The sequence below is a fragment of the Pelagihabitans pacificus genome (genome assembly GCF_009371985.2).
GTDB classification, from domain to species: Bacteria; Bacteroidota; Bacteroidia; order Flavobacteriales; family Flavobacteriaceae; genus Pelagihabitans; species Pelagihabitans pacificus.
The window spans coordinates 228697-252775 of sequence record NZ_VIKU02000003.1; the positions used below are offsets into that span (position 1 = coordinate 228697).

Below are 24079 nucleotides of genomic sequence, written 5' to 3' on the forward strand. Positions count from 1 at the left end.
AGGAGTGAAGGCAATGTGTGTGGAATGGAATTAATCCAATGACCACTTTATTGGAAAAGGTAATAAATACTATTTCAAAGCTGACTTGAATCAGACAGTATTTTCTTACACAGAATGACGAATATCATTGCCAGTTCAAATAAATGAGCTTACCTTGGTTAGGTAGTGAACGATTGGTAATGTAGGTCAAAGTAAGATTATAGTAATGTCAGTAATATTATGATAACGATTCATTACCGTACTCAAGAGACCAAATCTATATCTTCAACAACAAAAAAGGAAATATTCAATGTTATGTCTGCAGGAACTATTAAATACCTCTGTATTTTTATCGCGATATGTATCCTTAATGCATGTAAGGTAATAAAACACCCAGTAGAGATTAAAGCCGGTGGTAGAGCAGGGATTATTTCTGTTCATCCCAATGATAATAAGACAATGTTGGTCGCATCTGAAACTGGCGGTTTGTTCAAAACCACCGATGGTGGAGAGCATTGGTCCCATGTTAGCGGTCTACCTAGTTACTTGGTGAATAGCGTTGCCTATTCACCTACAAACCCAGATATTGTGATTGCTACAACATGGGCACGCTATCGGATCGGTGAAACCGGTATCTGGCGCAGTACTAATGGAGGAAGGTCATGGTCGATACCCACTTCTTCCCGAATGCAACCAAGTGAAAAGTGTGCCGATGTAATAAGGTCTTATGGAATTGCATTTGAACCTAATAACGAAAATAAAATTTATGTAGGGACGGACTGTGGTCTTGCGATTAGTAATGACAAAGGGGAGACCTGGTCACATATCAGGTTAGACCCAGCTTTATCTCCAATTCATAATAAACTTCAAAACAGAGTAACTGCTGTTCTTGCTTTACCTAATAACAAAGTACTTGCAACTGGTCAAGATGGAATCTGGCATTCAGAAGATCAGGGTGCTACTTGGACAAAGGCGTCAACTGGTCCAAATGAAGGTTCAAGATGGGAAATTCAGGCTTTTGCAGTATCACCCTATGATAATCAACATATATTCCTGACCCACCTGGCTAATAGGAAATCGAAGTTATACTTATCTATTAATGGCGGAATTGATTGGAACTTACAAGTGGAATTTGAGAAACCGTGGGCTCGCCCATTATTTGTACGTACAGCTCGATTTGGAATTCCGAATCCACCGAAATATATTGTTTATTTTGGAGAAGGAACCAGGGTTATGCAAGGTATTTTTAACCATGGAGCAACACCATCACTGCTTGGAAGTTGGACCAAATTAAAAACAAATCATCCCGATCCTTCTGATATTGCAATCCATTCAAATGGGAGAACACCGTTATTATTAACAACAGATGGCGGCGTACACACACTGCAAAATGGAGAATGGAGAATGAATGGGGCAGGTAGCAATGGTTTTGATGCACTACAAATAACTGAAATAACGGGTCAGACTGTTCAGGGACCACGTAATCCACACAACGATCTATACTTTGGTACCCAGGATAACAATATCTATGCATCAGCGAACGATGGAACGACCTGGCCATTTTCGATTTGTTGTGAGGGATTCTTTCTTAGGGTTCCCCCTAAATCAGCATGGCATCTTAATACTAAAGTAACCGGTGTAAAATGTGGCGGTTGTACTGATTTTATTGCTGATGCTCATTTATCGAACCAAAAAAAATGGCCAAGTCCTCCAGATGAAGACACTCTTGATGATGATGATGGAGATCCTTTTCTCCTACCTACACCTGGTCATTATATACAACAAGCTATTAATAATGATGAAAGCCCAATCATCCATAAGTTCAAACTTACGAAGAATACAGGTGCTACATGGGAGGATTCATTCATAGTAGATCCCACCCCGATAAGCATACCAGTTATCGCGGGGTCTTCTAGCGATCCATCAATCTATCAAGTTGTTCGGCGTCCCGGACGGACAACCAACGGCCTTATAAAGCATGGCCTCATCCGTGTTCAGGGAGTTTACAACGATTTGGGAACTACTAGTATCACGAATGCCGATATTACTGGACTCGGAGGACTAGGGACATTTGCGACGATGTTTGCTTGGTACTCAGTTCTTGGTGTGAATCCGAGATTTACCAACCAGTTGATTGCTCCGGACGTTGAGTCTGAGCAAATGAAATTTAGTCATGATGGCGGGCAGACTTGGCATGCACATGAGCAACTCACAGATTTGGTTACAGACAATGGTAAATTCGCTTTTAGTGAACGACAATTTCCCATTGTAACAGTAGTCAAATACGATCCGTATAATCCATGTCATGTGCTGGTTGGTACCAGTCAGAATGGTATTTTTCAATCAATTAATGGAGGTGTAACTTGGAAGAAGATTAAGAAGTCTGACCAAGTGACCAATGTCTCCTGTTTCTATTTTCCACCGAAGGGTAAAATATGGGTTTCAACTTATGGCAGAGGGCTTTGGAAACTGAGATTACCTCGTGGAAAAGGTTGTATGAAATTCGATATGCCTCTGCCACAGGAACTTGTGCACCCTTTAGAGTGGGATATCAATACAGGTCGACGATTTCCTTTCACTTGGCCACCTGATAAAGACAAATGGTGTTCAGGGTGTGAATATATCATTGCTAAACACGGAGTGATAACAGGATTTCAAAGTCGAGGTGGATTATTGCAGAAAGTGTCAATCTCTGGAGGCTTTATCAACCAGTACAATAATTCAGGTGAAGAAATACCACTACGTATACCTAACGACTATGCTAACCTCAAACAAAAATTGACCGTCAAAGAGATTTTGAAGGATAGTGCAATTACGAAACAAACTTCAGGCCCAATACGAGGCATTTTGATAGAGGGAACCAAATTGCGAGGAATAATAACATCCGGAACTGATTTGCCAGTCGAACCCCAGAGAATACCATATATTGAAGTATTATCACAGACCAATATAGGAGGGTTAGCAACCGTTCTTGCTGGAGACATGATGACAATTTCCGGTAAAGGTTTTGAGAAGACTATTAATAATCAAACCACCGTTTCTATTCTTATTGAAGATATCGTGGTCGCTGAAGATGTTGAAGTTCTTGAAAATGGGGTATTTCGTGTGCAGGTGAAGATACCAGGTTTATCATCTGGAAGCTATTCTATTAAAGCGAGGCAACAGCATGGAAGTCGTGTTTCTATTGATCAAACTGCTTTTCTTGTAGTTTCTAAAGATGAGGAATGAGTTTGATTGATTTATTATGACTATAAACGCATCTATGCTCATATAGTTTCTATTTGGTATGATTATAAATCATCCACAGGGTAATCCATAATCAATAATGTACTATAATGTTCCGCGTTATGTAACTTTGCTTGGGTAGAGCAAAGTTTTATGCTACCCATTTTCTTCAAATTTTTCTTCTAAAAAGTTTCTTCTCAAAAGGTAATGAAACCGAAAAGCATTTTCGCTTTGAGGTTCATGAATACCTTTAAAAAATAATAGACAAGCAATGAATAAACACTTATTATGCGACCCGACCCCGAGCACTCGGGGGAGGGGAGTGTAATGTGTGTGGAATGGTTTTTACTACATGTTTTATTTTTCTAATTAATTTCCGTAATTAATTACTTGTTAATTTTATTTATCTTTAAAGTCCTCAAAGATTTAAATCCTACAATTTATTTTCAAAAATTACTGAATTGAATACCCCACTAAAGGGTATTTCTCTTTTGGAGGTATTTATTCATTTTTAAAACGAAATTAATTTAATAACAAGAACTACGAATAGATAGATGGCAAGAAAATGTTTTATCTCATTCAAAACCGAGGACTTTAGATACAAGAATTACATTCAGAATCATTTAGATGTAGATATGATAGATAAATCACTGAATGAAGCAATTAATTCTGAAGACTTGGATTACATTCTTAATAAAATTAGTAAGGAGTATTTAGCCGATTCAACAGTAACAATACATTTAATTGGACAATTTAGTTCGGAAAGTAGAGGTAGTTACGAGCAGAGATTTATTAAAAGAGAGTTGCAAGCTTCTCTTTATAATGGTCTAGGGAATACAAAAAGTGGAATTCTGGGCATAGTTTTACCCGAAATGTACCGTGCTATTTATGGTGACCCCTATAATTGCTCATATTGCGGAGGCACGCATAATTATGTAGGAATTAATGATACTACAACAATCAAAGAATTTAGTGCTAACTATTATATCCAAAATTCGGCGGGAAATAAATGCTCATGGGGCGAAGACGATAGGTATTGTGTTCTTGTTAAATGGGAGGATTTTATTGTAAATCCAGAATTTTACATTGAAAGAGCGTTTGAGAAGAGAGGTCTTCCAATATCCAACAAAACTAAGGTCAGACCACAATAAAGAAATTATGCAGATACTATTGAAATGGATTATTGGTGGGCTAATTGCTAAAAGTGCTTACAACCAACTTGTAAAAGAAAAGGTACCTCAGAGAAGGGTTTTCATAAGTCACTCTTGGAAAAAAGGGTCACTTGACTATGAAAAATTAATAAAGAAGATAAAAAAGGAGAAGATTTTGATATATAATCACTCAATCCCCACGGACAAAGCTTTTGATGAAAGAAAGAAAAAAGAACTTGAAAAAATCTTTAGAAAACAAATGATTTATTGTAGTAAGGTTTTTGTCTTGGCAAATAAAGGTCTTCGTAGTGATTCATATGTTCAAACGGAAATTCGAATTGCTAAAGAATTAGGTAAAGAAATAATAGCTGTTAAACCGGTTGGGCAAAAAGGCATACCCTATTTCATTCGCAATAAAGCCGATAAGATTATTGCTAATAAGATAAATTCAATAAAAAAGGTACTTAAATAATTTACAATTGGTACTAAATCGTTTTTATTGGCCTACCAAGTATAAATCTCGAAATGAATTTATGATTCAAAAGGTAAAATGTGTTTTTATATCATATCAAAACAAGGATAAATCGGATGCTAAAAAGGTAGCGGATTACCTTATTGGTGCTGGCATTGATGTTTATTTTGATGAGTATGACAAAGATTTAAAGCTTTCAAACCAAGGTAAACATCCAGGTAATGTTACAGATTCATTATGCAAAGGCATAAATAATAGTTCGCATATGTTGGTTATTGTATCGCCAACAACCCTAATATCAAAATGGGTTCCTTTTGAAATTGGGTTTGGTTATGACAAAACAGATTTGGCAGTTTTATGTTTAAAGGGTATTCCCAGAGGTGGACTACCTGGATATATAAGGACTGCAAAAGTGATAAGAGATATTTATGATTTGAATGTAAAAATTAGTAATATAAAGGGGGTTGGAAAAGAAACACTTTTGGAAAACAAAATGTTGTACTCCCACAGTTCCATTGAAAACCCTCTTAATAATGTCATGGATAAATCCATTATTATGAAATATTAAGTTGTAAGCTTTATGAATAAATGGGCGGATTATTTAGTATCAAAAGAAAAGTGGATTCCAAATGTGAAACGAATTGAAAGTTTCTATGTACATCATGATAACGGGGATACAATTTCTAGCGGTTTCGAAAAGGAAAGAAGCTGGATTGTACAGCAAATTAATAATGGGAAAACCTTTTCTTGCATTACTAAAAATTCTAATGGTGTTTGGATTCAAAAAAGTTCTTTGACTTTAACAAATAAGGGCGGGTTAAATTGGAGTGACAATTTGCCTTTGATTCTACCAAGACGAAAGGCATTTATCAGTTATTATCACAAGGATGATAAGGAATATAAAAAGAGATTCTACAAATTAACGTCAGACCTAATAATTAACAAATCGGTTGAGGACGGAGATATTAAATCAGATAATGGAGCTGATTATGTAAAACAATTGATTAATAAAGGATATCTATCTGACACCACAATTTTAATCGTATTAATAGGCCCCAAAACAAAGTGCAGAAAACATATTGATTGGGAAATAAGTGGTGCATTGAATTACAAGGTTGGAAATAGTTACGCTGGCTTACTGGGCTTAAAATTACCAGGTCATCCCGATTATAATACTGGAAAATTCTCCCATACTTTACAACCCCAAAGATTAACAGATAATTTGAAAACTAAATATGCACTAATTAGGGATTATACAACAAATCGGCGAGAACTTCAGAATTACATTGAACTGGCTTATGAAAAACGAAAATCGATGTTTTACAAACGCGACAATTCAAGATTACAAATGAAAATTAATACATGCAGTTAAAATAAATATTATGGAAAACACAAAACCAAAAAGAATATTGGCACTCGACGGAGGTGGAATAAGAGGGGCATTGACCTTAGGATTTCTAGAAAAAATTGAAGAAATAATCCAAGATAAAGAAAACAATCCCGCTTTGCGACTTTGCGACTATTTTGATTTAATTGGAGGTACAAGTACTGGTGCAATCATTGCAGCTGGATTATCCATTGGTATGTCCGCCTCAGACATAAAAGATTTGTATCTAAATATTGGGGATAAGATTTTTGGAAAAAAAAGAAGTTGGTTGTTGAATCCTTTAAAAAGATATAAAGCAGAATTCGATTTTAAGCCTCTTGAGGAAGAACTTAAGAAAGTCTTTGGAGATATAACAATGGGAAGTGACAAGATTTTAACAGGTCTTTGCATAGTAACAAAAAGGGCAGATACATTAAGTACATGGCCAATACTTAACCATCCGGAAGGAAAGTTTTTTGAAAAGAACAAAGGAATGCTTTTAAGGCAAGTGGTGCGTGCGAGCGCGGCTGCACCAAGCTATTTTGTTCCACAAAAAATAGATGTAGGCCAAGGTGAAATCGGGGCTTTTATAGATGGGGGCGTTAGTTTAGCAAACAATCCAGCTTTGCAATTGTTTTTAGTGGGAACATTAAGTGAGTTTCCATACAAATGGCCAACTGGAGAGAACAACATTTCGTTATTTTCCATCGGAACAGGTACATACACAAAAAAATATGATGCTGATAAAATTGCAAAACAAGGTTTACTAGGTTGGGCAACTATGGTTCCAGACTTGTTTATGGAAGATGCTAATTATCTTAATCAAACCATGCTGCAATATTTATCAAACTCGCCAACGGCAAGAATGATCGATAGTGAAATTCTAGATCTGAAAAATGACTTAGTGACAGAAAAAGCTGCTTTGCATTACATTAGGTATAACGTTATGCTGGAAACTAATCCTTTACAAGAACTTGGATTTCAGTTCAATGAAAAGGAATTGGATTCATTAAGAGAGATGTCAGATGCTCATAATAAGGATGACTTGTATGAGATAGGAAAAAAAGCAGCTGCAAAATATGTAGAAAAAAAACACTTTAACTACTAAAGAATAAGTGCGTAGTTTGATTGATTTAGTATTCGCTCCACTTAAAACTGCAAACCCGAAAATACTTTGGTTCAGGTGGGCTTTTATGATTTTGATTTCGATTTTATTATTTCCTTTTTTTATTAAGACAGGTTTTTTATGGTTGCTAATTTTGAGGTGGATACTGTTTTTGTTTAGTCTTCCATATGATATCGAAATGACTAGGAAAATGACTGCGAAGACATTTAAAAAAATGGGCAAAGAGTTTAATTTAAAGAATCCTCTTAAAAATTTAAATACCTCATTTGTTTTATCGGCCTATCCTCTCTTTAGCACCATGATTAATCTGTCGTTTTATGTCATTTTGTATTATTTCTTCAAAAGTTTAGACAAGCAGTTTGTTTTCTTAGAAAATGAAGAATTTTTTAGATTTTCATTATATGCGTTTTTAATTTTTTTTATAACGAAATACCATTTTACTCATGCAATCTTCATGGTTTTAAAAGGGCGAGTTAACCTCAATACCAGAATTACTGTTTTTAGAAATTACTCAGAAAAAGAAAACCTTTTTTCTAGAATTATAGTTGTCCTAGCTGCTTATGGAAGAATTCAGATTCTTACAGATAATCAGATTAGAAATGAATCGAGGCTAGCTCGTGGAAAGCTTAAATCTGTTCTTTTGGAACAATATTTATACTTAGATATCTACAATTTAGATGTCCTAAACTTGACCGAAAGGCAGATCTTTGTCCTATTTGAAAATGGATTTAAGACTATTGAAAATGGAAAATATGTACTTGACGAACAAGTAATTAAAAATGCGCTTGAAGAAGATGAACAATGGAAATATTTTGCTAAAAAATTTATTAATAAATCTGATTTTGTAGTTTTTATAGTACAAGATAAACCTACTGAAAATGTATTATGGGAAATCATGCAAACTATGCGCGTCAAATATGATTATGAAGTCCTGATAATATTAGATTTAAATTATCTTAAAGAAGACAAGCTTCAAGAAACAATGCTTTTACTTTCTAGGAATATTAATTTAAATGAAAATTTAATTCATTTTATCAACAAAGGAGATTTTATCTTGGATTTAGCAAGAATAATGAGGGGTCGAAGAAAATTAATTGAAGAAAATAATTTGATATGAAAAAAACATGTTTTGTAATAATGGGGTTTGGAGAGAAATCAGATTCTGGGAAGACATATGATTTAGATATGACTTATAAGAATATAATTAAACCTGCCGTTGAGGAATGTGGCCTGACGTGTATTAGAGGAGATGAAATAAAGGATTCTACTTTGATTGATAAAAGCATGTATGCCTTACTTGTTCAAACAGAGTTAGTTATTGCGGATATTACAACGTATAACCCTAATGCTTTATATGAGTTAGGAATTAGACACGGTTCAAAGCCCTTTTCTACCATAATCATCAAAGGGAATGATAGCCTAATACCATTTGACATTAATCATAATAGAATATTTCACTATAAGCATGGCGGAGAAGATATAGGTAAAAGTGAAGCCGATAGATGCGTAAAAAAGTTAAAAGAATTAATAGAAATTGTATTAAAGAATCAAGAAACTGATAGCCCACTGTTTGAATTCATTCCATCTGCTCAACCCCATGTTATTCCTGAAGAAGAATTTAGTGGTATCATTAAAGAGTTAGCGGAAAAAGAAGAACATCTTTTCGGTATAGTTGAAAGAGCTAAACTTGAAATGAAGACAGAGGACTTCGAAGAAGCAAAAAAGCTTTGGAAAAAAGCACATGAAAGTGTAAATGATGAACCATATTTTATCCAACAACATGCTTTAGCAACTTATAAAAGTAAAACCCCTTCTGAAAAAATTTCTTTGCAAGATGCTCTTCAAATCATTTCTACTCTGAACCCTGATGACACAAATGACCCTGAAACTCTCGGCATTACAGGGGCCATTTATAAAAGGCTATGGCTATTAGATAATGAAAAGGAATACCTAAATCGCGCCATTCAATATTATCGTAAAGGTTTTCAATTGAATGATGATTACTATACAGGAGAAAATTATGCTCTATGCCTTGACTTCATGTCTAACATAGAAGAAAATATAGAAGAAAAAATTTACTACAAGGTTGAGGCAAAAAAAACTAGGGAGAAAATAGTTGAAATCATTAAAGAAATTTTTGCTGAAGATAACTACGAAAGTAGAACAGATATTAAATGGCTTTATGCCACTATGTCTGTTTGTTCTTTTGCTTTGGATAAACAACCGGAATACGAAAAATATAGAAAGTTGTTCGAGAAAAAAGTAGAGGCTAAATGGGAACTTGAAACTTTTAAGGACTCGATAAATCATATCGAAAGCCTTTAATAATACTTTATCAAAAAGTTTTGAATGAAATACAATCTCTTCATAAGCTATTCCACTGATCCTGATTATGAGTTGTCTAGAAAAATAGAAAGTTTTTTAGAATCTTTTCATAATCTGAATGTTAATGGAGAATACAAATTGAAGAAACTCAATATTTGTCGTGATGGTAGTGATTTTGAGTTGCCAAAACTGAACCAAGAGACAAACCCAAAACTCCATGACGTAGATAATAAAGATATTGTAAAAAGTATCTTGATAAAATACCTTGAACAATCAGAGAATTTATTGGTTTTGTGTTCTAGGAATTCCGCATTGTCAGATCATGTGGGTTTTGAGATTGAGTGGTTCCTCAATCACAAGCCGGACGGTAAAATTTTCTTAGCTGTAACGGAAGGTAAAGAACTAAATTCAAAAACAGTAGATTTTTTTGCCCCTACTATTCTTGAAAACGGACTCCCTTATGAGCTTTCCTTTGACTTTAGGCAAAGTAAAGCTCAGAGCAAAAATTGGAAAAAGGTCAAGGACTTTAACGACGAAATTACTGGGTTGGCGTCGCAACTCAATGGTTTTTCAAGTGGTGAACTTAGACCGATATGGAGAAGAGAGCAAGAGATAAAGTTGAAACAAGAAAAGAGTAAGCTATTAAAACAAAGAACCTTCTTAATTGTTTTGGCTTTAATAGCAGCTGTCGCCGCTGGAATTGCCTTTATTCAAAAGAGTGTCGCAAATGAAAGAGCGAAAATTGCTGAGTCAAGAAGTTTGGCGTTACAATCAAATGTTTCTATGGACAAAAGTTTTGAGGAAGCTTTACTCTTAGCATCTCAATCATACACCACATCGGAAACATTAGAAGCAAAAGGGGCATTGTTAGAAGTTCTCAATTATAACCCGTCCTTAGATTTCTATATGCCTTCTAAAGACGTCTTTCAGCAAAATGGTCTTTTTGATCGTACGAATGATTCTATTCTAATTACTCACGGCTTTCACGATGAATTAAGAGTTTGGAATTTGCAAAAACGGCAAATGATAGCCTCTGCCAAATTAGGTTCAAATATATCCACGATTAACATGAGTGAAAATGGCAAAATATTGGTTGCGGGACATATAAATGGTGATATCACTGTTCTTCAAGACTACCCTAGCTTAAATAATCGTTTAATACATCCTCAAATTGGTGATTCTAAAATAAATAGTATTGCTTTTGTTACTAATAACTTATTTGCATTTACTTCTCAAAAGGGTGTTTCCTTATACAATCTTTCAAACGGCAAAGAGACAATTTTATCTTCCGACGAAAAAGATCAATCAAGTATATTGGTTTATAAATTGAAGGATTCGACACTTGTAGCAACGGGGTCTTATGGATTTATTTCCTTTTGGGATCTCTCCAATCCAGAAGAAATTGAAAAAAAACAATTTACGGCAAAAGCAGACATAGCTTATTCAATGTCCATCAATGAAGACGAAAATTTCGCTGCAATTGGCTATCATGATGGTACTGTTTCACTTTGGGATTTAAATAATAGACATTCTATTGGTGCCTTTCCAACGAATGGGAGAGTCTTAGCTCTTCAATTTATAGGAAAGTCTAAACTACTTATTTCAAGCGATGAAGGTCAAATTCTACTTCGCGATTTAAGAGATGTAGAAAAGTTCAAAGTTTTCAGGGCTAACAATGCCTCTGTAAATAAAATAATTGTTGACCGTAATAAAGAGAGGATGGTCTCCCTAAGTCGTGATGGAAAAATCGCTATATATAATCTGAACAAGCGATGTCAACTTATAGAAAATAAATTTTCGGTTGAGGTAAATGACTTCCCTCAAATAGATGTAAGCCCAGACGTTGAGTTCATTCTATTAGGTGCCCAAAAGGAGCTCTTCACATATAATATCAAAAAAAAATCAATTCAGTTATTAAGTACATTTCGCCACGACATTAAAAGCATAACAATAGACAAAAGTGGCACGGGGTTCGTTACATCACATAGTAATGGCAAGTTGATTTCTTGGAGTTTGAAGGATAAAAAATATATGCGAAAAGATAGTATTGAATTAAGGAAACCTGTTATAGACTCAAAGAGTTATTCCAACAATAAATTTATATTACGAGACTCAGAAGGCAAATTCTTTGAATTTGATTTTTCTAATAGTTCCCTCAAAAGATTAAAAATGCCAACGGATACCTTAAAGGATGAAGTCATCGCATTTCAGAAACAAGCAGGTGGACACATATATGCAATTGCCCTTAATAACTTTAAAGTAATTCTTTACGATTCAAATAAAAATGAAACCTTAAAGGAGTTAGAATTTGATACTGAGATAAGGCATCTTCTTTTTACAAAGGACGGATCTAGACTTTTAATTGCTGATTGGAATAAAACTAAAGTTTGGTCTATGTTGGACAATAGATTTGAAACTAAGAGTTTAACAACTAACGAATTGCCTATTAGCAAGATACATATTAACGAAGACCCGAATTATATAATTGCTGCAGATAATAATAAAGCTATAACAATATGGGATTTAAATAGTTTAAAGCAACTTGGGCCATCAATAAATGGTTTTATCTCCAATCCTCAGTTCATTACCTATAACAAAGAAAGTAAGTATATAATTTTTATTGATTCAAGATTCGAGATTGTTAAAACGGATTATTTCCCTTTTGAAAAGGGGCGACGTTTCTTGGATATTTACGAATTGAATATGGGGTTTGATGAACTTAATGATAAAGTAAAAGGCATATTGAATAATGAAATGTCCAATTGAATTATAAAGTGTTGGAATTGTACCGTCTGTATTTAGATTTGCGGGTACCTTAGTTAGGGTAATAAGTTCATATTTCAAGGATACGACTTATTAAAATTCGAGAGGTAAAAACGGCCTAAGAGAATTTTAGTTCATGTCATTTTTATTGCTTTTCTCAGGAATTCATGAACCTCGCAAGCTCGGTTTGGCGAAAACAATAGGGGAGAGGAGCGTTAAAAATTTTGGTGGGTGTGTAACAATTTTTATTGGTCGCCGAAATTGTTCAAAAAAGCTCAAAGCGATTTTAAGGGTTAGTATGGATCCTAAAATTTAGCGATCGACCCGTACATTGTTTCCATCCCGAAGCTTCGGGAATCTGTGAGCCTTGATTTTTTTGTTTCTTTTTTTATCAAGAAAAAAAGAAAGGATAACTTCATTTAATGCAAGATTTCCAAAGCCAGGCAGAAAGTATCTTAATGTCAGAAATGACCAATGCAGGCCTCGAAATCAGCCCAAAAGAAAATGATAGTGGAGGAGTTTATTTTTTGGTAAAAAGCCCAAATGGTAAGTTATCTGAGGTATTTCTGCAACCTATGGACTTGATTGCGCAACAAAGTTCAAAAGTTCCAAAAGAAAAGTTGGGCGAGCCTAAAGAAAGTCTTTGGGTAGCATTAGTAGGCTTTATTCCTGAGAAAGAACCTTTGATATTCTTAATTCCGTCGAAAACCGTCGTAAAACCAGATGATTTTGTGTTTTTCGAGCATGATGTCAGTCCACATACGTATTTATCCAATTGGGAAATAAAGGTCTTTACCAACGGTATGAAAGTATTAGGCGAGTTTGTTTTTCATAATAAAATAGAGAATTTCAAGTAACTAGCATATCTCTACATTATGTAAAATACGACGTAAAAAGTGAAGGTCTAGTAGACCTTTGATTTTTTCGGGCGAGACGATGCGGCTGCGAAAGAAAGGTTTCTAGGAACATGGAAGGTAGCAAGTGCTAAGAAATTATCTCGCTCCGCCAACGCGCCATCTCGCTCAGATTTTAAAAGGTCTACAAGACCTTCCAAAATACTGCCGTTAGCTTTTGCGGCAAGCTGACCGAATGGCTGTGAAAAATTTGTTGACGAAAAGATTCTCGTATTTAGGAAATTTAATAAAAGTGAAAAGGTTTTGCTTTTTTTGGCGTTGGCAAGCGGCTGGGAATTGCGTATAAAATAAATTGCCACAAGCAATTTGATTTTATGAAAGCAATCGAGCGTTTGGCAGCGGCAATTTTACATAACGACTAATTATAGATACAGACGTAATGTTTGTCGCTGGGATTTTCTAAGAATTTGAAGTTTTCTAAAAAGATTTTTGTCTGCTCAAATTTCGAAGCTACGTGAATTAAAAAAGTTGATGACCCTGCTTCCACGCTGAATAAAAAGAATGCTGTTGAGGGATATTTTACATAATAGAATTATAGCTTACAGCTAAAAAGTTGAATCATAAATACATATAAACCAATCTGTACTATAATTTATATTATGTAAAATAGGATTTTTCAAACTGGGCGCTGTCTAAATTCGCCGCCCTATCCAATGCTTTGGTACAGTACCCCTACCACACTAAGGATATTTTTAAAATTCTGAAGTGTTACGGCCTTGAAGTAGCACACACCTTGTGTCCACCAGTAACATGATTGGCACGGGCCGCAGTTTTCGTTGGTACCGTACAAACAGTGTCGCTTTTGCTCTCTTTAGAAATTTTATTTTGGCCAGCATCGTCAAATACCGTCAATAGTCCAAAAATGGCCCCTAACCAAAGGCTATAGAAAATCAAGAAGTTACGGTGTTTTTTCATCTGATTACCCCTATAACCTCAAATCCTTCGGTTTCGTATGTACAAAATGGTAATCTTTTCCCAAAATTGCCAGCTATTCCGGGTATGGGAACGTATTAGTGGCGTAAGGCACTCACCTTCGTTGACTACTTCACCAATTCCTGCAGCGTTACCATCCGATAATCCGGTGATGAATTCGCCAAAAAATTCAGAATCGGCAAATGTCCGGAGCCGATCAATACAAATACCTTGTCCTGCCCAGGGTTCGTAATGCCCAGGATGTTCGCAAAAATCCGTAGGTTTCGGGTATACCACCAAATGGCACCATCGGCCCCGAGATACTCATCGCCCTCGTTCATCCTAAAATCCCCGATCAAATAATGCCCGTGGCTGATCCGGAGTCCCTCCGGGTCGTTTTCACCCAATAACTGGTCCAACAGCGACACTTGGGTCTTGCGTACATCATCCGCGGCGTACATCGCCATAAAACGGTTGTGCAGGTCTTCATCCCTCGCAACCGTCGGTGCGCCCAGTTTTTCGGTAAAATAGGCCACTTTTTCCTCATATTCCTCGTCGGTGAGCCCATCGTCAAAACTTCGGGGACGGGCATCGATGGCATAGACCTTGTCATGGCCCAATGCCTTCGCCATCCGAAACCCGATCTGGTAGATCTCATTGGCTGTCAATTCAAAACGCCCCGCCAAATATGCGTCATAAAGCGAATCCAATTGGGCCTGTCGGGTTTTTTGCCACTCCACCGCAATCTTGGTGGGCTTGTATTTTCCGATAATCTCCAAAACCTCCTGCAGCTCCTCCTGCCGCTCTTCCGAAAGGATATCCACATCGTACTGGGGCTTGTAGCCGTCCAGCCCGGCATCCTTGAAATGAAAGGTACCCAATAGAAAGAGGTCCGATTTCTCGACACCTTCAAAAGGGCTTTTAGAAGGACTTTCAGTAGTCTGACTTAAAGTACTAGTTGAAATAAATAGTAATGTGAATAGCAATAGCAATGGTCTCATAGGTGGTGTTTTAGTCATGTAATGTTGCTTTAAAAGAGTGCCAACAAAAACGTTTGTTACAGTAGTTGTGTATACAAGAAAGCGTGCACTACCCTCAATCTTTCAACGCTTCCGGCAGTTGCTCCATGGCGTCCATGGCCGAAACGAGTCGCCAACGGTCCCCGTAGATCGAACGGTATTCGATTTCATAGGAAAACCGGTCCTTGGTAAGTTCTTTTGCGGCCTTTAAAAAATCGTTATAACTTTTGGCGCCCCCACCAACGGTCAGTACGTTGATGGCATCTCCGGAACGCAAGGCGGTTCCCTTTAAGATGGTCGTATAGTTGATGACCTGCACACTGTCCGTTCCCGGAAGATATTGGGCCACGAAATCCCTTAACTGCATCGAATAGTCCCTGCCCAGGTAACGAATGTTGGTCCGGTCGATAAAAGCCGGACCCACCCCGTGGTTCACCAAATCAATGGAAAAGGTGTTGGTCGCGCCGCTCTCCGAGGTTTCCACCAATATATAGGGCATGACCGACAGGTGGCTTTGCTGTTCAATGATATTCGTCTGCCGAATAAAAATAAACAAGGTCAGCAGACTGATAAAGATGGCGACAAAACTCACGATTTTGTCCGCCGTCCAGAATCGGAACTTTTTCATGGGGTGTCTCGGTTGATTACGACCTGAAAATACAAAACTCCCTTCTGCAAATCAACGCGTATCGGGCCGCAAGTTGATAAACCATCGGCCTTACACCCTACGCGACAATTTTTTCTGATACCGGGACTGCACCACATCGATGACCACCAACACCACGATCACGAAATAGAAAGTGGTCTTACTCATGGGCGTGACCTCATTGCCAAACAGTTTGAGGTGGGCCAAATGGCCGCCTTCCGACAGCAGCATGATGCCTACGATAAAGAGGATAAACAGTCCCAAGACCTCGTACATGCGGTTTTTCTTTAAAAACGTGGTTACCCGGCCCGACAACCAGATCATTAAGAGTCCGCCTATGATAATTGCGGTGGCCATCACCCAAAATACATCCGTCAGGGCCATGGCACTCAGGATGGAGTCGAAGGAAAAAACGATGTTCATGATCACGATGGAGAAAATGATCATGTTGGTGCTCTTATGCTTTACCTCCAGCCCCTCTTCCACTTCCAGGCTTAGCATATGCCAGATTTCCTTGACGGCGGTATACATGATAAAGATGCCCCCGGCCAGGACGATCAGGCTATGCAGGTTAAAGCTTCCTTCGAGGATATCGGTGAAATCAAAACCGAATACCGGGTCCTGGAAATAGGCAATCACCCGGATCAGGATAAACAGCAGGGCAATCCGCAATATAATGGCCATCCCGATGCCGAGCGACCGTACGCGTGCCTGTTGGGCCTCCTTGGCCCTTTTGGATTCCAGCGAAATATACAAGAGATTATCGAGCCCCAAAACGGCCTGGAGCAGGATCAACATAAAAAGCGTAACGATGTTGTCGAGGGTAAAAATAGATTCCATAAAGGCTGGTCAGTGGTTGTTTTTTAATCGAAACGGCGAAGATAGGAAAATCGTATCCAAGGGAGGTTGGTAATTAGTGGTTAGTGTGGATGGTATAAAACTAAAATCTTGGAATTTGGAATTTGGTACATGAATATGAGTTTGAAAAGAACGGATGCGTAATGCGCGATGCCAAAAACAAACCCAAGGTGATGCCGCACCCTTTGGGCTGGCTCAGGAAATGCCCGTCGAGGCACGGGTACAAGGTTCCACGTTTTATTGTTGGTATTTGGATGTTGGAATTTGGTGCTTTCCCTTATTGCAACAAATATTCCCAAACGTCTTTGTAAAGCGACTCGCCCTCACTGTCCAACGGCACAAACGGATCAACGATTACCCCGTTATGGTAGTTGTCGTCATGGAACCAATGGTCGTAATCCACCGTTTCGGCATTGGTGACCAGGGTATGGGAATTGTCGTAGGGTGCGGATGTTGCGTCGACCAACACGATTTCCCCAAAGTCGGTAATCCCATAGCCTTCCCAATTCTTGAGCATGATCTGGTTGGGGCCGAAAAATCCGGCTTCGTCCTGGAGGTGCACAAAGGCATAGATACGATCGGAGGGGGTCTCCCCTGCTTCCAACACCCAATTGGCGGGTGCCGTTTTAAACCAATCGCTGGCACTGAACATAACTACCCTGTCCACCTGGTGCAACTTACCGATAAAGCCGGCGTAGCCACCGCCTTGGGAATGGCCGGCGAGCACCAGCTTATTCCAGGCGATCGCAGCATCGTTGGTATATTGTCCCCATCCTTGATCGGGATAGTTTTCCTCCAAGTACTGCAGCAAGCGTAAGACCCTATTTTCAATGGAATGATTCCGGTCAACGGACACCTCGTCGTGGAGGTCTTCGCCCGTCAACACCTCCATCCGCGCATTTCTATGGCAATCCACGTTCGTTTCATCCGCACAAATCTCATAAATGGGGGTGATGTTATTATAACGGAGTACGACGACATGATAGCCCATGCTGGCTGCCTGTTTTCCTATCATCTGGTGCCAGGAAGGCAGGGAATTGGTACCGGGAAAGAACAACAAAAGTTTGTTGCGTTTCGAAACCTGGGGATTGATAAAGGCCCAGTTTTTTTCATCCGGACCCACGACCTCGTCCCCCGCGATCACATCATTGATGGCACTGTCGGTTTCACTTCCCGCAATGTCGTATACCAAGGTGGATGCAATGGGTTCATTGGTGTTCTCGGGTGTTTCCACCGCTTCTTTAGAACAGCTGATACAAAACAAAAGAAGGCCGGCCAGGCAGTACAAGTAGGTTTTCATGGTGATTGTTTGGGTCTTTGACGCTTAGAACGCCAAATGGTTTAACCCTACCATAACGAAAAAATGAGGGATATCGTATCCCAAGGAAGTTGGCAGTTAGTGGTTAATGACCTAGTTGGTCAGTGGCAGTTGGCTGTTGGCAGTCAATCAAGGTTTAAGGTTTTAGGTTCGAGCTTGTGTTTGAGTATGTATTTGAAAAGGACGGATGCGTGCTGTGTGAAGCGCGATGCCAAAAACAAACCCAAGGTGATGCCGCTCCCTTCGGCCTGGCTCAGGAAATGCCCGTCGAGGCACGGGTACAAGGTTCCACGTTCAAAATTCAAAGTTTCAAGTTTTGTACTTGAATTTGAATGTATGTTTGAGTTTAGCTTGTGTTTGTGTTTGCGTTTGACACTTGAGTGTGAACTTGAACTTGTCCTACCCCTTAGTTCATCACGGTGCCGGTCGGCTCTTGATCTGGCAGCGCCTTTACCCACCCCTCATAGCGTATCATAAAACGCTGGGAGGTAAATACATTGATACGGGCCCTATGGTCGGGATACAACCAGGCCTGTACCCGATACAATTCGGAATTGTGCGGGATGGTGAAGCGCATGAGGTAGCTTTTGGATTTTTCGTCTTTTTCGATTTCGAAGTCGTCCGGTACCCCCTCAAAGGTGATGCCGCGATCGGAATTGTAGCCCCCGGCCATTTGTCGTTCGCCATAATACGGTAAATAGGCCGATACGGAATCCCCTTCCATCCGCAGATAATTGGCGTTGCCAATCAGACTGATGCGGCCCAGATTGTTTCCGGGTGCAAGGAGTCCCGCATTCGCCACTGCCGCCATGCCGGAGGTGACCTGCGGCCGTGCCCATTCGGATTCGATTTCGAACGACCGGTTCGTGACCCATTCGTCCAATTGCCTGCTCTTCTCGGTTTCCACCACTTCCTTGGTCGTACCACAGCCGAATACCACGACCAATAGCACCAAATACCATCCCTTATTCATTTTTTTCGTTTGTTGTTCTGTTGTACAATGCACAATTCCTATGCCAAATGAAAAATCCGTTCGGTTTTTCCGTCGAATCCTTAAAGTCCATCCCGATAGGCACCGGGGGCCACCCCCTTGCTCCCCTCCTACCTGGCCTCTTCCTTCACCGAACAGTGTAAAAAAATACATCCACTGGCGTCACCAATGGATGCATCCTAACGAGGGCGCCATAGGACATCTTAGCAATTCTTGGCCCCTCGAATATACTCTTCTACTCCTTGCTGCATGGAATTGAACTCGGCAAACTGATTCCTGATGCGTTCCACATAATTCTCAGCGCTGCGCTTGCGGTCCTTGACGTTTGCTATGATGGCGTCATTGTCGGCCCGCAACTTTTCGAGGCCTTGTTTGAGCGATTCGATACGTTCGAACAGACTGTATGTCCTTGGTTCGCAGATATAGGAGTTCAGCTTCTTCCGAAGCTGTAGCAGGTCTTTTTGGTGCCGCTCCAATTTGAGCACCAGGGCATTTTTTTCATATTCCCGAACGGAGCTGGGCCGGGCTAGGTTGCTGTCGTTTGTCATGAAAAAAAATTTAGGGTTCGTAGAAAATTCGTACGGTGTTCTTAAGTTACGAAAAAAACAAATGCGTTAGACCATCGGAAGTACCACGTTACCAGACTTTAACGTTTTGTTCATAGTTAATTAAGATTTGGCAGCGTACTTTTATTTGGTAGTCCCAATCCTACGTCTTAATTTAAAGCTTGCTAAAAAACCCTTCTCCCCTATGAACATCAATTTTGAATACGATGGCGTCAAAGCCAGTAACCGACTGGAAATCCTGGCGGCCAAAAAAATCGAAAAATTATTTGATAAGTACGATTTCATCGTTCGTGCCGATGTTTTTTTTAAGACCGAAAACACCTCCAAACCGGATAAGGGGATGATTTGCAACATGCGCCTGAGCGCCCCGGGACCCCGAATGTTCAGCGAGTCGAGTAACGGTTCCTTCGAGGCCTCCATCGCTCAATCTGCCGATGACCTGGAACGTCAGTTGCAAAAAAGGAAAGCAAAAATGAGGGCACGTTGAGGGTTTACAGTGAGCGGTAAAAAGGGCTCGGTGCCAAGTGTTCCAATGTATCCCTTGCTACTACTAAAGGGACTAACATGGATTTCATACTAGAATCGCTCAGTCGTCGATACCGTCGTCGTCCTCGAACTTGATTTCGGCCATCGTACGGTTCAATCGGTCTGAAAACGGATTGTATTTTAAGTCCAGCAACAGCTTCAAACGTCGCCGTTCCGGAATATCCAAGGTATCGAGTACACGCCGGCGGAATTCGATTTCGGCCATACGGTCCAAACGCTTCTGCTGCCGTTCCTCGGCGGTCAAGGAGATATCGGGGGCGAATTTTTCCATCACGGTATGCCGTTGCACCTGGGTCGCTTTATCGGTTTCCGTTTTCTTGGGAAGGTCTTGGGCGGTCATCACCGCAGCGCCAGCAAAAAAGAGGCACAGGCATACCACCCAACAGTGGGGTATTTTCATGTTAGTATTCATATAGGTTCTCGCAATAAAAATACATACTTTCTTCAACCAATCGATAAATGACCGGTGCCCGTGCCTTTTATCGATACCAACGGTCGTTCATCGGGAAAACAACAGCCCGGGAAATACCCACCTGTTAACGTGTCACCCCCTACTCTTCAATATCTTCCTCGAACTTTGTATCGACAACCAGGATTTTCTGCAGGCGTTCCGTCCAGCCATTTTTATGCAGGTCCTTTAGCAATTTTCGCCGCTTACGCTCGGAAATGTCCATGGTATCCAATATCTTTCGGGTACGTCGTAGTCGTTCCCTTTTGGCTTCTACGGATAACAGATAGTCGGGCTCGAATCGAAAGATGGCAGGACCTTCGTCCTCCTCCCCTTGGGGCATGCCCACAGGCTTTTCGGGTTGCTCTTGGGAAGTTTGGGCAATACCGTCGGAAGTACCCAGTACCATACACCCCAAAACCATCAGCAAGGATAGTAACGTTCTCATTTTCTTGGTGTTCAGGTACAAGGTATAAAAAAAAGCAATACCGGTAAAGCCAAAAGCCGGGGCAATACTTTTTTGGTTTTCGACGGATGTACCCATAGATTTACCGGTGAATTTCGTCAATTATCGATACCTTTAGTGCGACTCTTATTACCAAGGGTGCCTTCTAAAAAAGCAAACAACAACGAATGAAATCCATCTTATTGTTCCTCTTCATACTGAGTGCCCCACTTTGTGGCGTAGCGCAAAACAGCGGGGAAATCGCTTCCTCGGAAATAACCTTTGTCTACCTCTCCAACGATGTGGACGGCAGTGTGTCCGGTTTTACATCGGACTCCCGAATCGATTTGGAGAATCCGTCCAACTCGGTCTTTAAGGGGTCGGTCGCGACGGAAACAATCAAAACGGGGAATTTTTTAAGGGACTGGTCGATTCGGGGCGGCAAGTACTTCGATGTGGACACCTACCCTACCATGAGCTTTGAAAGTACCTCTGTGAGCGCCGACGCTGAGGGATGGAAGGTAACGGGCGACCTCACCATTAAAAAGACGACCAAACCCATTACCATCAATTTCACGCGTAATGGGAACAAACTGACCGGTACCACCACCCTCTACTCGTCGGACTTCGGAATCAATGTCAAAAAGAAAAAGGAAGACAACAAGGTCAAAGTAACCCTGGTCTTCCAGTTGAAATAATAGCGCATCCGTACTTATTCTACCTCGCCTACTACGACCTGTACCGGCTGTATTTCCTTTTTTAACTCCCTATACCGTTGTAGCTGTGGCCTGGTCAAAATATTGGCCATTTCGGCGGTCTCCTGGTGCGATAGCTGCTGTAGCAGTTGCAGCTTATCCCGGGTGGTCATATCCAATGCGTTTATTTTTTGCCTGCGCAGCACGAACTCTTCGATTTTATTGTTAAAACGCACCACCTGGTCGGCAGGCATTCCCAATGCTCCCTGATACTTACTACTGATGACCCGGGTCAAGGCGTCCGCCTCCGCATTGGATTGTTGCAAATAGGGGTCTTGGGCGTTGACAAAAAAAGTGATGAGGGCAAAGGCCAATGTGTATATATATTTCATAGGATATGTTTAAAATAATACTTTGTTTCATGATAATGTAAAAATCCCAAGCCAAATTCCTTGACGCATTTGAACGAATCCCTGACGGTATTCCCATTTTCTGTTCGTTCCCGCTATACGAAATCCAAAGGATTAGTACCTTCGCATTTTCAAAATCGTATCAATGGGGGTATGGATTCTTTTTATCGGCTTGGTCCTCGTGTTCCTGGCACTGGACCTAGGGGTATTTAACAAGAAAGCCCATGTAATCAAAAGCAAGGAGGCCAGCATGTGGACGGCCGTTTGGGTAAGCATCGCCTTGGGATTCAGCGGGGTCATCTACTGGTTGTTTTCGAGTGGCCTAGTCGACAACCCCACGGGGCTCACCCCAAATAATGCAGTACTTAAATACATTACGGGGTATTTGATCGAACTCTCGCTCAGTATCGATAATGTTTTTGTCATTGCCGTTATCTTTTCCTCCTTCAATATTCCATCCCTGTACCAACATAGGGTACTCTTCTGGGGTATCCTGGGGGCCATTATTTTTCGTGGCTTGACCATTTTATTCGGGGTAGCGCTCATTAACAAGTTCGACTGGATCATCTATGTATTCGGGGTCTTTCTGCTATACACCGCCTTTAAGATGCTCAAGGGAGAGGACGAGGATTTCGATCCCAAGAAGTCTTTTGTCTTCCGACAGGTAAAAAAAATATATCCCATCACCGGGACGATCAAAGGGGAGCAATTTTTTGTAAAACGCATGGGCATTACGGCCGCTACACCCTTGTTTATAGCCTTGGTCATTATCGAACTGACCGACATTCTGTTTGCATTGGACAGCATACCCGCCATTTTGGCGATCACCGCGGACCCTTTTATCGTGTTTAGTTCGAATATCCTGGCCATCCTTGGCCTTCGATCTATGTATTTTCTGGTATCCCGAATGCTCCAAAAGTTTCGCTTTATCAACTACAGCCTGGTCGTCATCCTGGCCTTTGTCGGACTCAAAATGCTCTTCTCGCATCAAATTGAACTCCCGGAGTGGATTTCCTTGGCGGTGATTTCGGTTTCCTTGGTTGCAGGCATTGTGGCTTCCTTGCTAATCAAGGAGAAGGAAGAAGTGGTAGGTAACGAATCGTAATGGGTATTGGCTACGACCTACTTACGACGTGGGCGGAACGGTAATTTTCCTTTTCCTTGGTCACCAAGGCGATTCCCCAAACAAGGTTGAGGCCGTAGGACCGGGAACGGTACTTGCTCCTAAATGGATACTTTCAAGCCCTCTTAAAGAGGAATCCGTAAAGCTTTCCCACGCCCCAGTTCCCCAACGGAAAATAAAGGGCGAAAAACAGTGCCATGGCCAAACTGAAGTTTCGAATGTTGAAAAATTGGTCCAGTACATTATCGGGATAGGCATAGGAGGAACCAAGGGCGTAACCACCGAATTCCAACAATCCCATAGCGATGAGTCCGTACGCATATTGGGCGTGAAAGGGTAGTTTTCGCAACAAGAGGGAAATGGGTACCATATAGAGCACATACACCGTCAGCACCTGCCACCAATGGGTAAATCGCGCAATTTCAACCTGGGTGCCGAACCAGTCCATTCCCATGCCCCAGAGGAAATAAACGATACAGTACAGCAGGAGTAACTTTTTATCTACCCGCAATTGTTCCCTCGCCCAAAAAATGAATTCATTCATTGCGCGCTTTCCTGTTCTTAAGTTGTTCCCCTAAAAAACCTGCTTTGATCAACAATACCAGCCCAAGGAGCACCACACATAGCGAAAGGGTACCCAAGGATATCCACTTCCAGGAAGGGGCGTCGGAATGTTTTAAAAAACCGGATTCTACCACGGCGCACAACCCAAAACCAAAGAGCGAGGCACCTACCCCACCCTGCCAGAGCCATCGTTTTTTGAGTTTGCGTCGATCCATGA

25 protein-coding genes are annotated in these 24079 nt (G+C 40.2%); 13 read left to right on the forward strand and 12 right to left on the reverse strand.

Going from position 1 to position 24079, the window contains the following annotated elements:
- Window positions 1-294: 294 nt before the first annotated feature.
- From FK220_RS11575 to FK220_RS11620, 10 genes are all read left to right on the forward strand, one after another.
- Complete coding sequence (locus FK220_RS11575) at window positions 295-3207, forward strand: WD40/YVTN/BNR-like repeat-containing protein (RefSeq protein WP_166204892.1); 2913 nt, start codon at window positions 295-297, stop codon at window positions 3205-3207.
- 551 nt (window positions 3208-3758) lie between these two features.
- A complete protein-coding gene (locus FK220_RS11580) occupies window positions 3759-4355 on the forward strand; it encodes a TIR domain-containing protein (RefSeq protein ID WP_152574491.1) in 597 nt (198 codons plus the stop codon).
- Between the two features lie 7 nt (window positions 4356-4362).
- On the forward strand, window positions 4363-4827 hold the full coding sequence (locus tag FK220_RS11585; protein ID WP_152574492.1) for a TIR domain-containing protein: 465 nt from the start codon (window positions 4363-4365) through the stop codon (window positions 4825-4827).
- A gap of 61 nt (window positions 4828-4888) precedes the next feature.
- Entirely contained in the window at window positions 4889-5395 is a 507-nt protein-coding gene (locus tag FK220_RS11590) for a toll/interleukin-1 receptor domain-containing protein (RefSeq protein ID WP_152574493.1), read from the forward strand.
- Window positions 5396-5407: 12 nt separating this feature from the next.
- Complete coding sequence (locus FK220_RS11595) at window positions 5408-6199, forward strand: TIR domain-containing protein (RefSeq protein ID WP_152574494.1); 792 nt, start codon at window positions 5408-5410, stop codon at window positions 6197-6199.
- 10 nt (window positions 6200-6209) lie between these two features.
- Window positions 6210-7301 carry a patatin-like phospholipase family protein gene (locus FK220_RS11600; RefSeq protein WP_152574495.1) on the forward strand — a complete coding sequence of 364 codons (1092 nt, stop codon included), beginning with the start codon at window positions 6210-6212 and terminating at the stop codon, window positions 7299-7301.
- Between the two features lie 232 nt (window positions 7302-7533).
- Complete coding sequence (locus FK220_RS11605) at window positions 7534-8436, forward strand: hypothetical protein (protein ID WP_152574496.1); 903 nt, start codon at window positions 7534-7536, stop codon at window positions 8434-8436.
- Window positions 8433-9644 (forward strand): TRAFs-binding domain-containing protein, encoded by a 1212-nt coding sequence (locus FK220_RS11610; protein ID WP_152574497.1) that lies wholly within the window; start codon window positions 8433-8435, stop codon window positions 9642-9644. The genes FK220_RS11605 and FK220_RS11610 overlap by 4 nt, the downstream gene beginning before the upstream one ends.
- Window positions 9645-9668: 24 nt before the next feature.
- On the forward strand, window positions 9669-12410 hold the full coding sequence (locus FK220_RS11615; protein ID WP_152574498.1) for a TIR domain-containing protein: 2742 nt from the start codon (window positions 9669-9671) through the stop codon (window positions 12408-12410).
- A 419-nt stretch (window positions 12411-12829) separates the two neighbouring features.
- Window positions 12830-13264, forward strand: coding sequence for a hypothetical protein (locus FK220_RS11620; RefSeq protein WP_152574499.1), 435 nt, complete (start codon window positions 12830-12832; stop codon window positions 13262-13264).
- 47 nt (window positions 13265-13311) lie between these two features.
- Here the strand turns inward: FK220_RS11620 and FK220_RS11625 are convergent, their stop codons facing one another.
- The 7 genes from FK220_RS11625 to FK220_RS11655 form a co-directional block, all read right to left on the reverse strand.
- Entirely contained in the window at window positions 13312-13620 is a 309-nt protein-coding gene (locus FK220_RS11625) for a hypothetical protein (RefSeq protein WP_152574500.1), read from the reverse strand.
- A 741-nt stretch (window positions 13621-14361) separates the two neighbouring features.
- On the reverse strand, window positions 14362-15234 hold the full coding sequence (locus FK220_RS11630) for a DUF5694 domain-containing protein (protein ID WP_152574501.1): 873 nt from the start codon (window positions 15232-15234) through the stop codon (window positions 14362-14364).
- A gap of 94 nt (window positions 15235-15328) precedes the next feature.
- Window positions 15329-15880, reverse strand: a complete 552-nt coding sequence (locus tag FK220_RS11635; RefSeq protein WP_152574502.1) for a hypothetical protein — start codon at window positions 15878-15880, stop codon at window positions 15329-15331.
- 90 nt (window positions 15881-15970) lie between these two features.
- A complete protein-coding gene (locus tag FK220_RS11640; protein ID WP_152574503.1) occupies window positions 15971-16738 on the reverse strand; it encodes a TerC family protein in 768 nt (255 codons plus the stop codon).
- A 295-nt stretch (window positions 16739-17033) separates the two neighbouring features.
- Entirely contained in the window at window positions 17034-18056 is a 1023-nt protein-coding gene (locus FK220_RS11645; RefSeq protein ID WP_152574504.1) for a BPSS1187 family protein, read from the reverse strand.
- Window positions 18057-18480: 424 nt separating this feature from the next.
- Window positions 18481-19047, reverse strand: a complete 567-nt coding sequence (locus FK220_RS11650) for a DUF4251 domain-containing protein (protein ID WP_166204894.1) — start codon at window positions 19045-19047, stop codon at window positions 18481-18483.
- A 221-nt stretch (window positions 19048-19268) separates the two neighbouring features.
- Window positions 19269-19613, reverse strand: a complete 345-nt coding sequence (locus FK220_RS11655; RefSeq protein WP_152574506.1) for a hypothetical protein — start codon at window positions 19611-19613, stop codon at window positions 19269-19271.
- Window positions 19614-19815: 202 nt separating this feature from the next.
- Between FK220_RS11655 and FK220_RS11660 the strand changes: the two genes are divergently transcribed.
- Window positions 19816-20118: an HPF/RaiA family ribosome-associated protein gene (locus FK220_RS11660; RefSeq protein WP_152574507.1), complete on the forward strand. Its 303-nt coding sequence runs from the start codon at window positions 19816-19818 to the stop codon at window positions 20116-20118.
- Between the two features lie 99 nt (window positions 20119-20217).
- Here the strand turns inward: FK220_RS11660 and FK220_RS11665 are convergent, their stop codons facing one another.
- The gene (locus FK220_RS11665; protein ID WP_152574508.1) at window positions 20218-20577 is read right to left on the reverse strand and encodes a hypothetical protein; all 360 of its coding nucleotides are present in this window, start codon (window positions 20575-20577) and stop codon (window positions 20218-20220) included.
- Between the two features lie 151 nt (window positions 20578-20728).
- Entirely contained in the window at window positions 20729-21169 is a 441-nt protein-coding gene (locus FK220_RS11670) for a hypothetical protein (protein ID WP_152574509.1), read from the reverse strand.
- An 89-nt stretch (window positions 21170-21258) separates the two neighbouring features.
- Between FK220_RS11670 and FK220_RS11675 the strand changes: the two genes are divergently transcribed.
- Window positions 21259-21768 (forward strand): YceI family protein, encoded by a 510-nt coding sequence (locus FK220_RS11675; RefSeq protein WP_152574510.1) that lies wholly within the window; start codon window positions 21259-21261, stop codon window positions 21766-21768.
- Between the two features lie 14 nt (window positions 21769-21782).
- Here FK220_RS11675 and FK220_RS11680 read toward each other — a convergent pair whose 3' ends face one another.
- The gene (locus tag FK220_RS11680) at window positions 21783-22157 is read right to left on the reverse strand and encodes a hypothetical protein (RefSeq protein ID WP_152574511.1); all 375 of its coding nucleotides are present in this window, start codon (window positions 22155-22157) and stop codon (window positions 21783-21785) included.
- Window positions 22158-22320: 163 nt separating this feature from the next.
- Between FK220_RS11680 and FK220_RS11685 the strand changes: the two genes are divergently transcribed.
- Window positions 22321-23280 (forward strand): TerC family protein, encoded by a 960-nt coding sequence (locus tag FK220_RS11685; RefSeq protein ID WP_152574512.1) that lies wholly within the window; start codon window positions 22321-22323, stop codon window positions 23278-23280.
- 133 nt (window positions 23281-23413) lie between these two features.
- Here the strand turns inward: FK220_RS11685 and FK220_RS11690 are convergent, their stop codons facing one another.
- Complete coding sequence (locus FK220_RS11690) at window positions 23414-23842, reverse strand: hypothetical protein (protein ID WP_152574513.1); 429 nt, start codon at window positions 23840-23842, stop codon at window positions 23414-23416.
- A complete protein-coding gene (locus FK220_RS11695; protein ID WP_152574514.1) occupies window positions 23835-24077 on the reverse strand; it encodes a hypothetical protein in 243 nt (80 codons plus the stop codon). The genes FK220_RS11690 and FK220_RS11695 overlap by 8 nt, the downstream gene beginning before the upstream one ends.
- Between the last annotated feature and the right edge of the window lie 2 nt (window positions 24078-24079).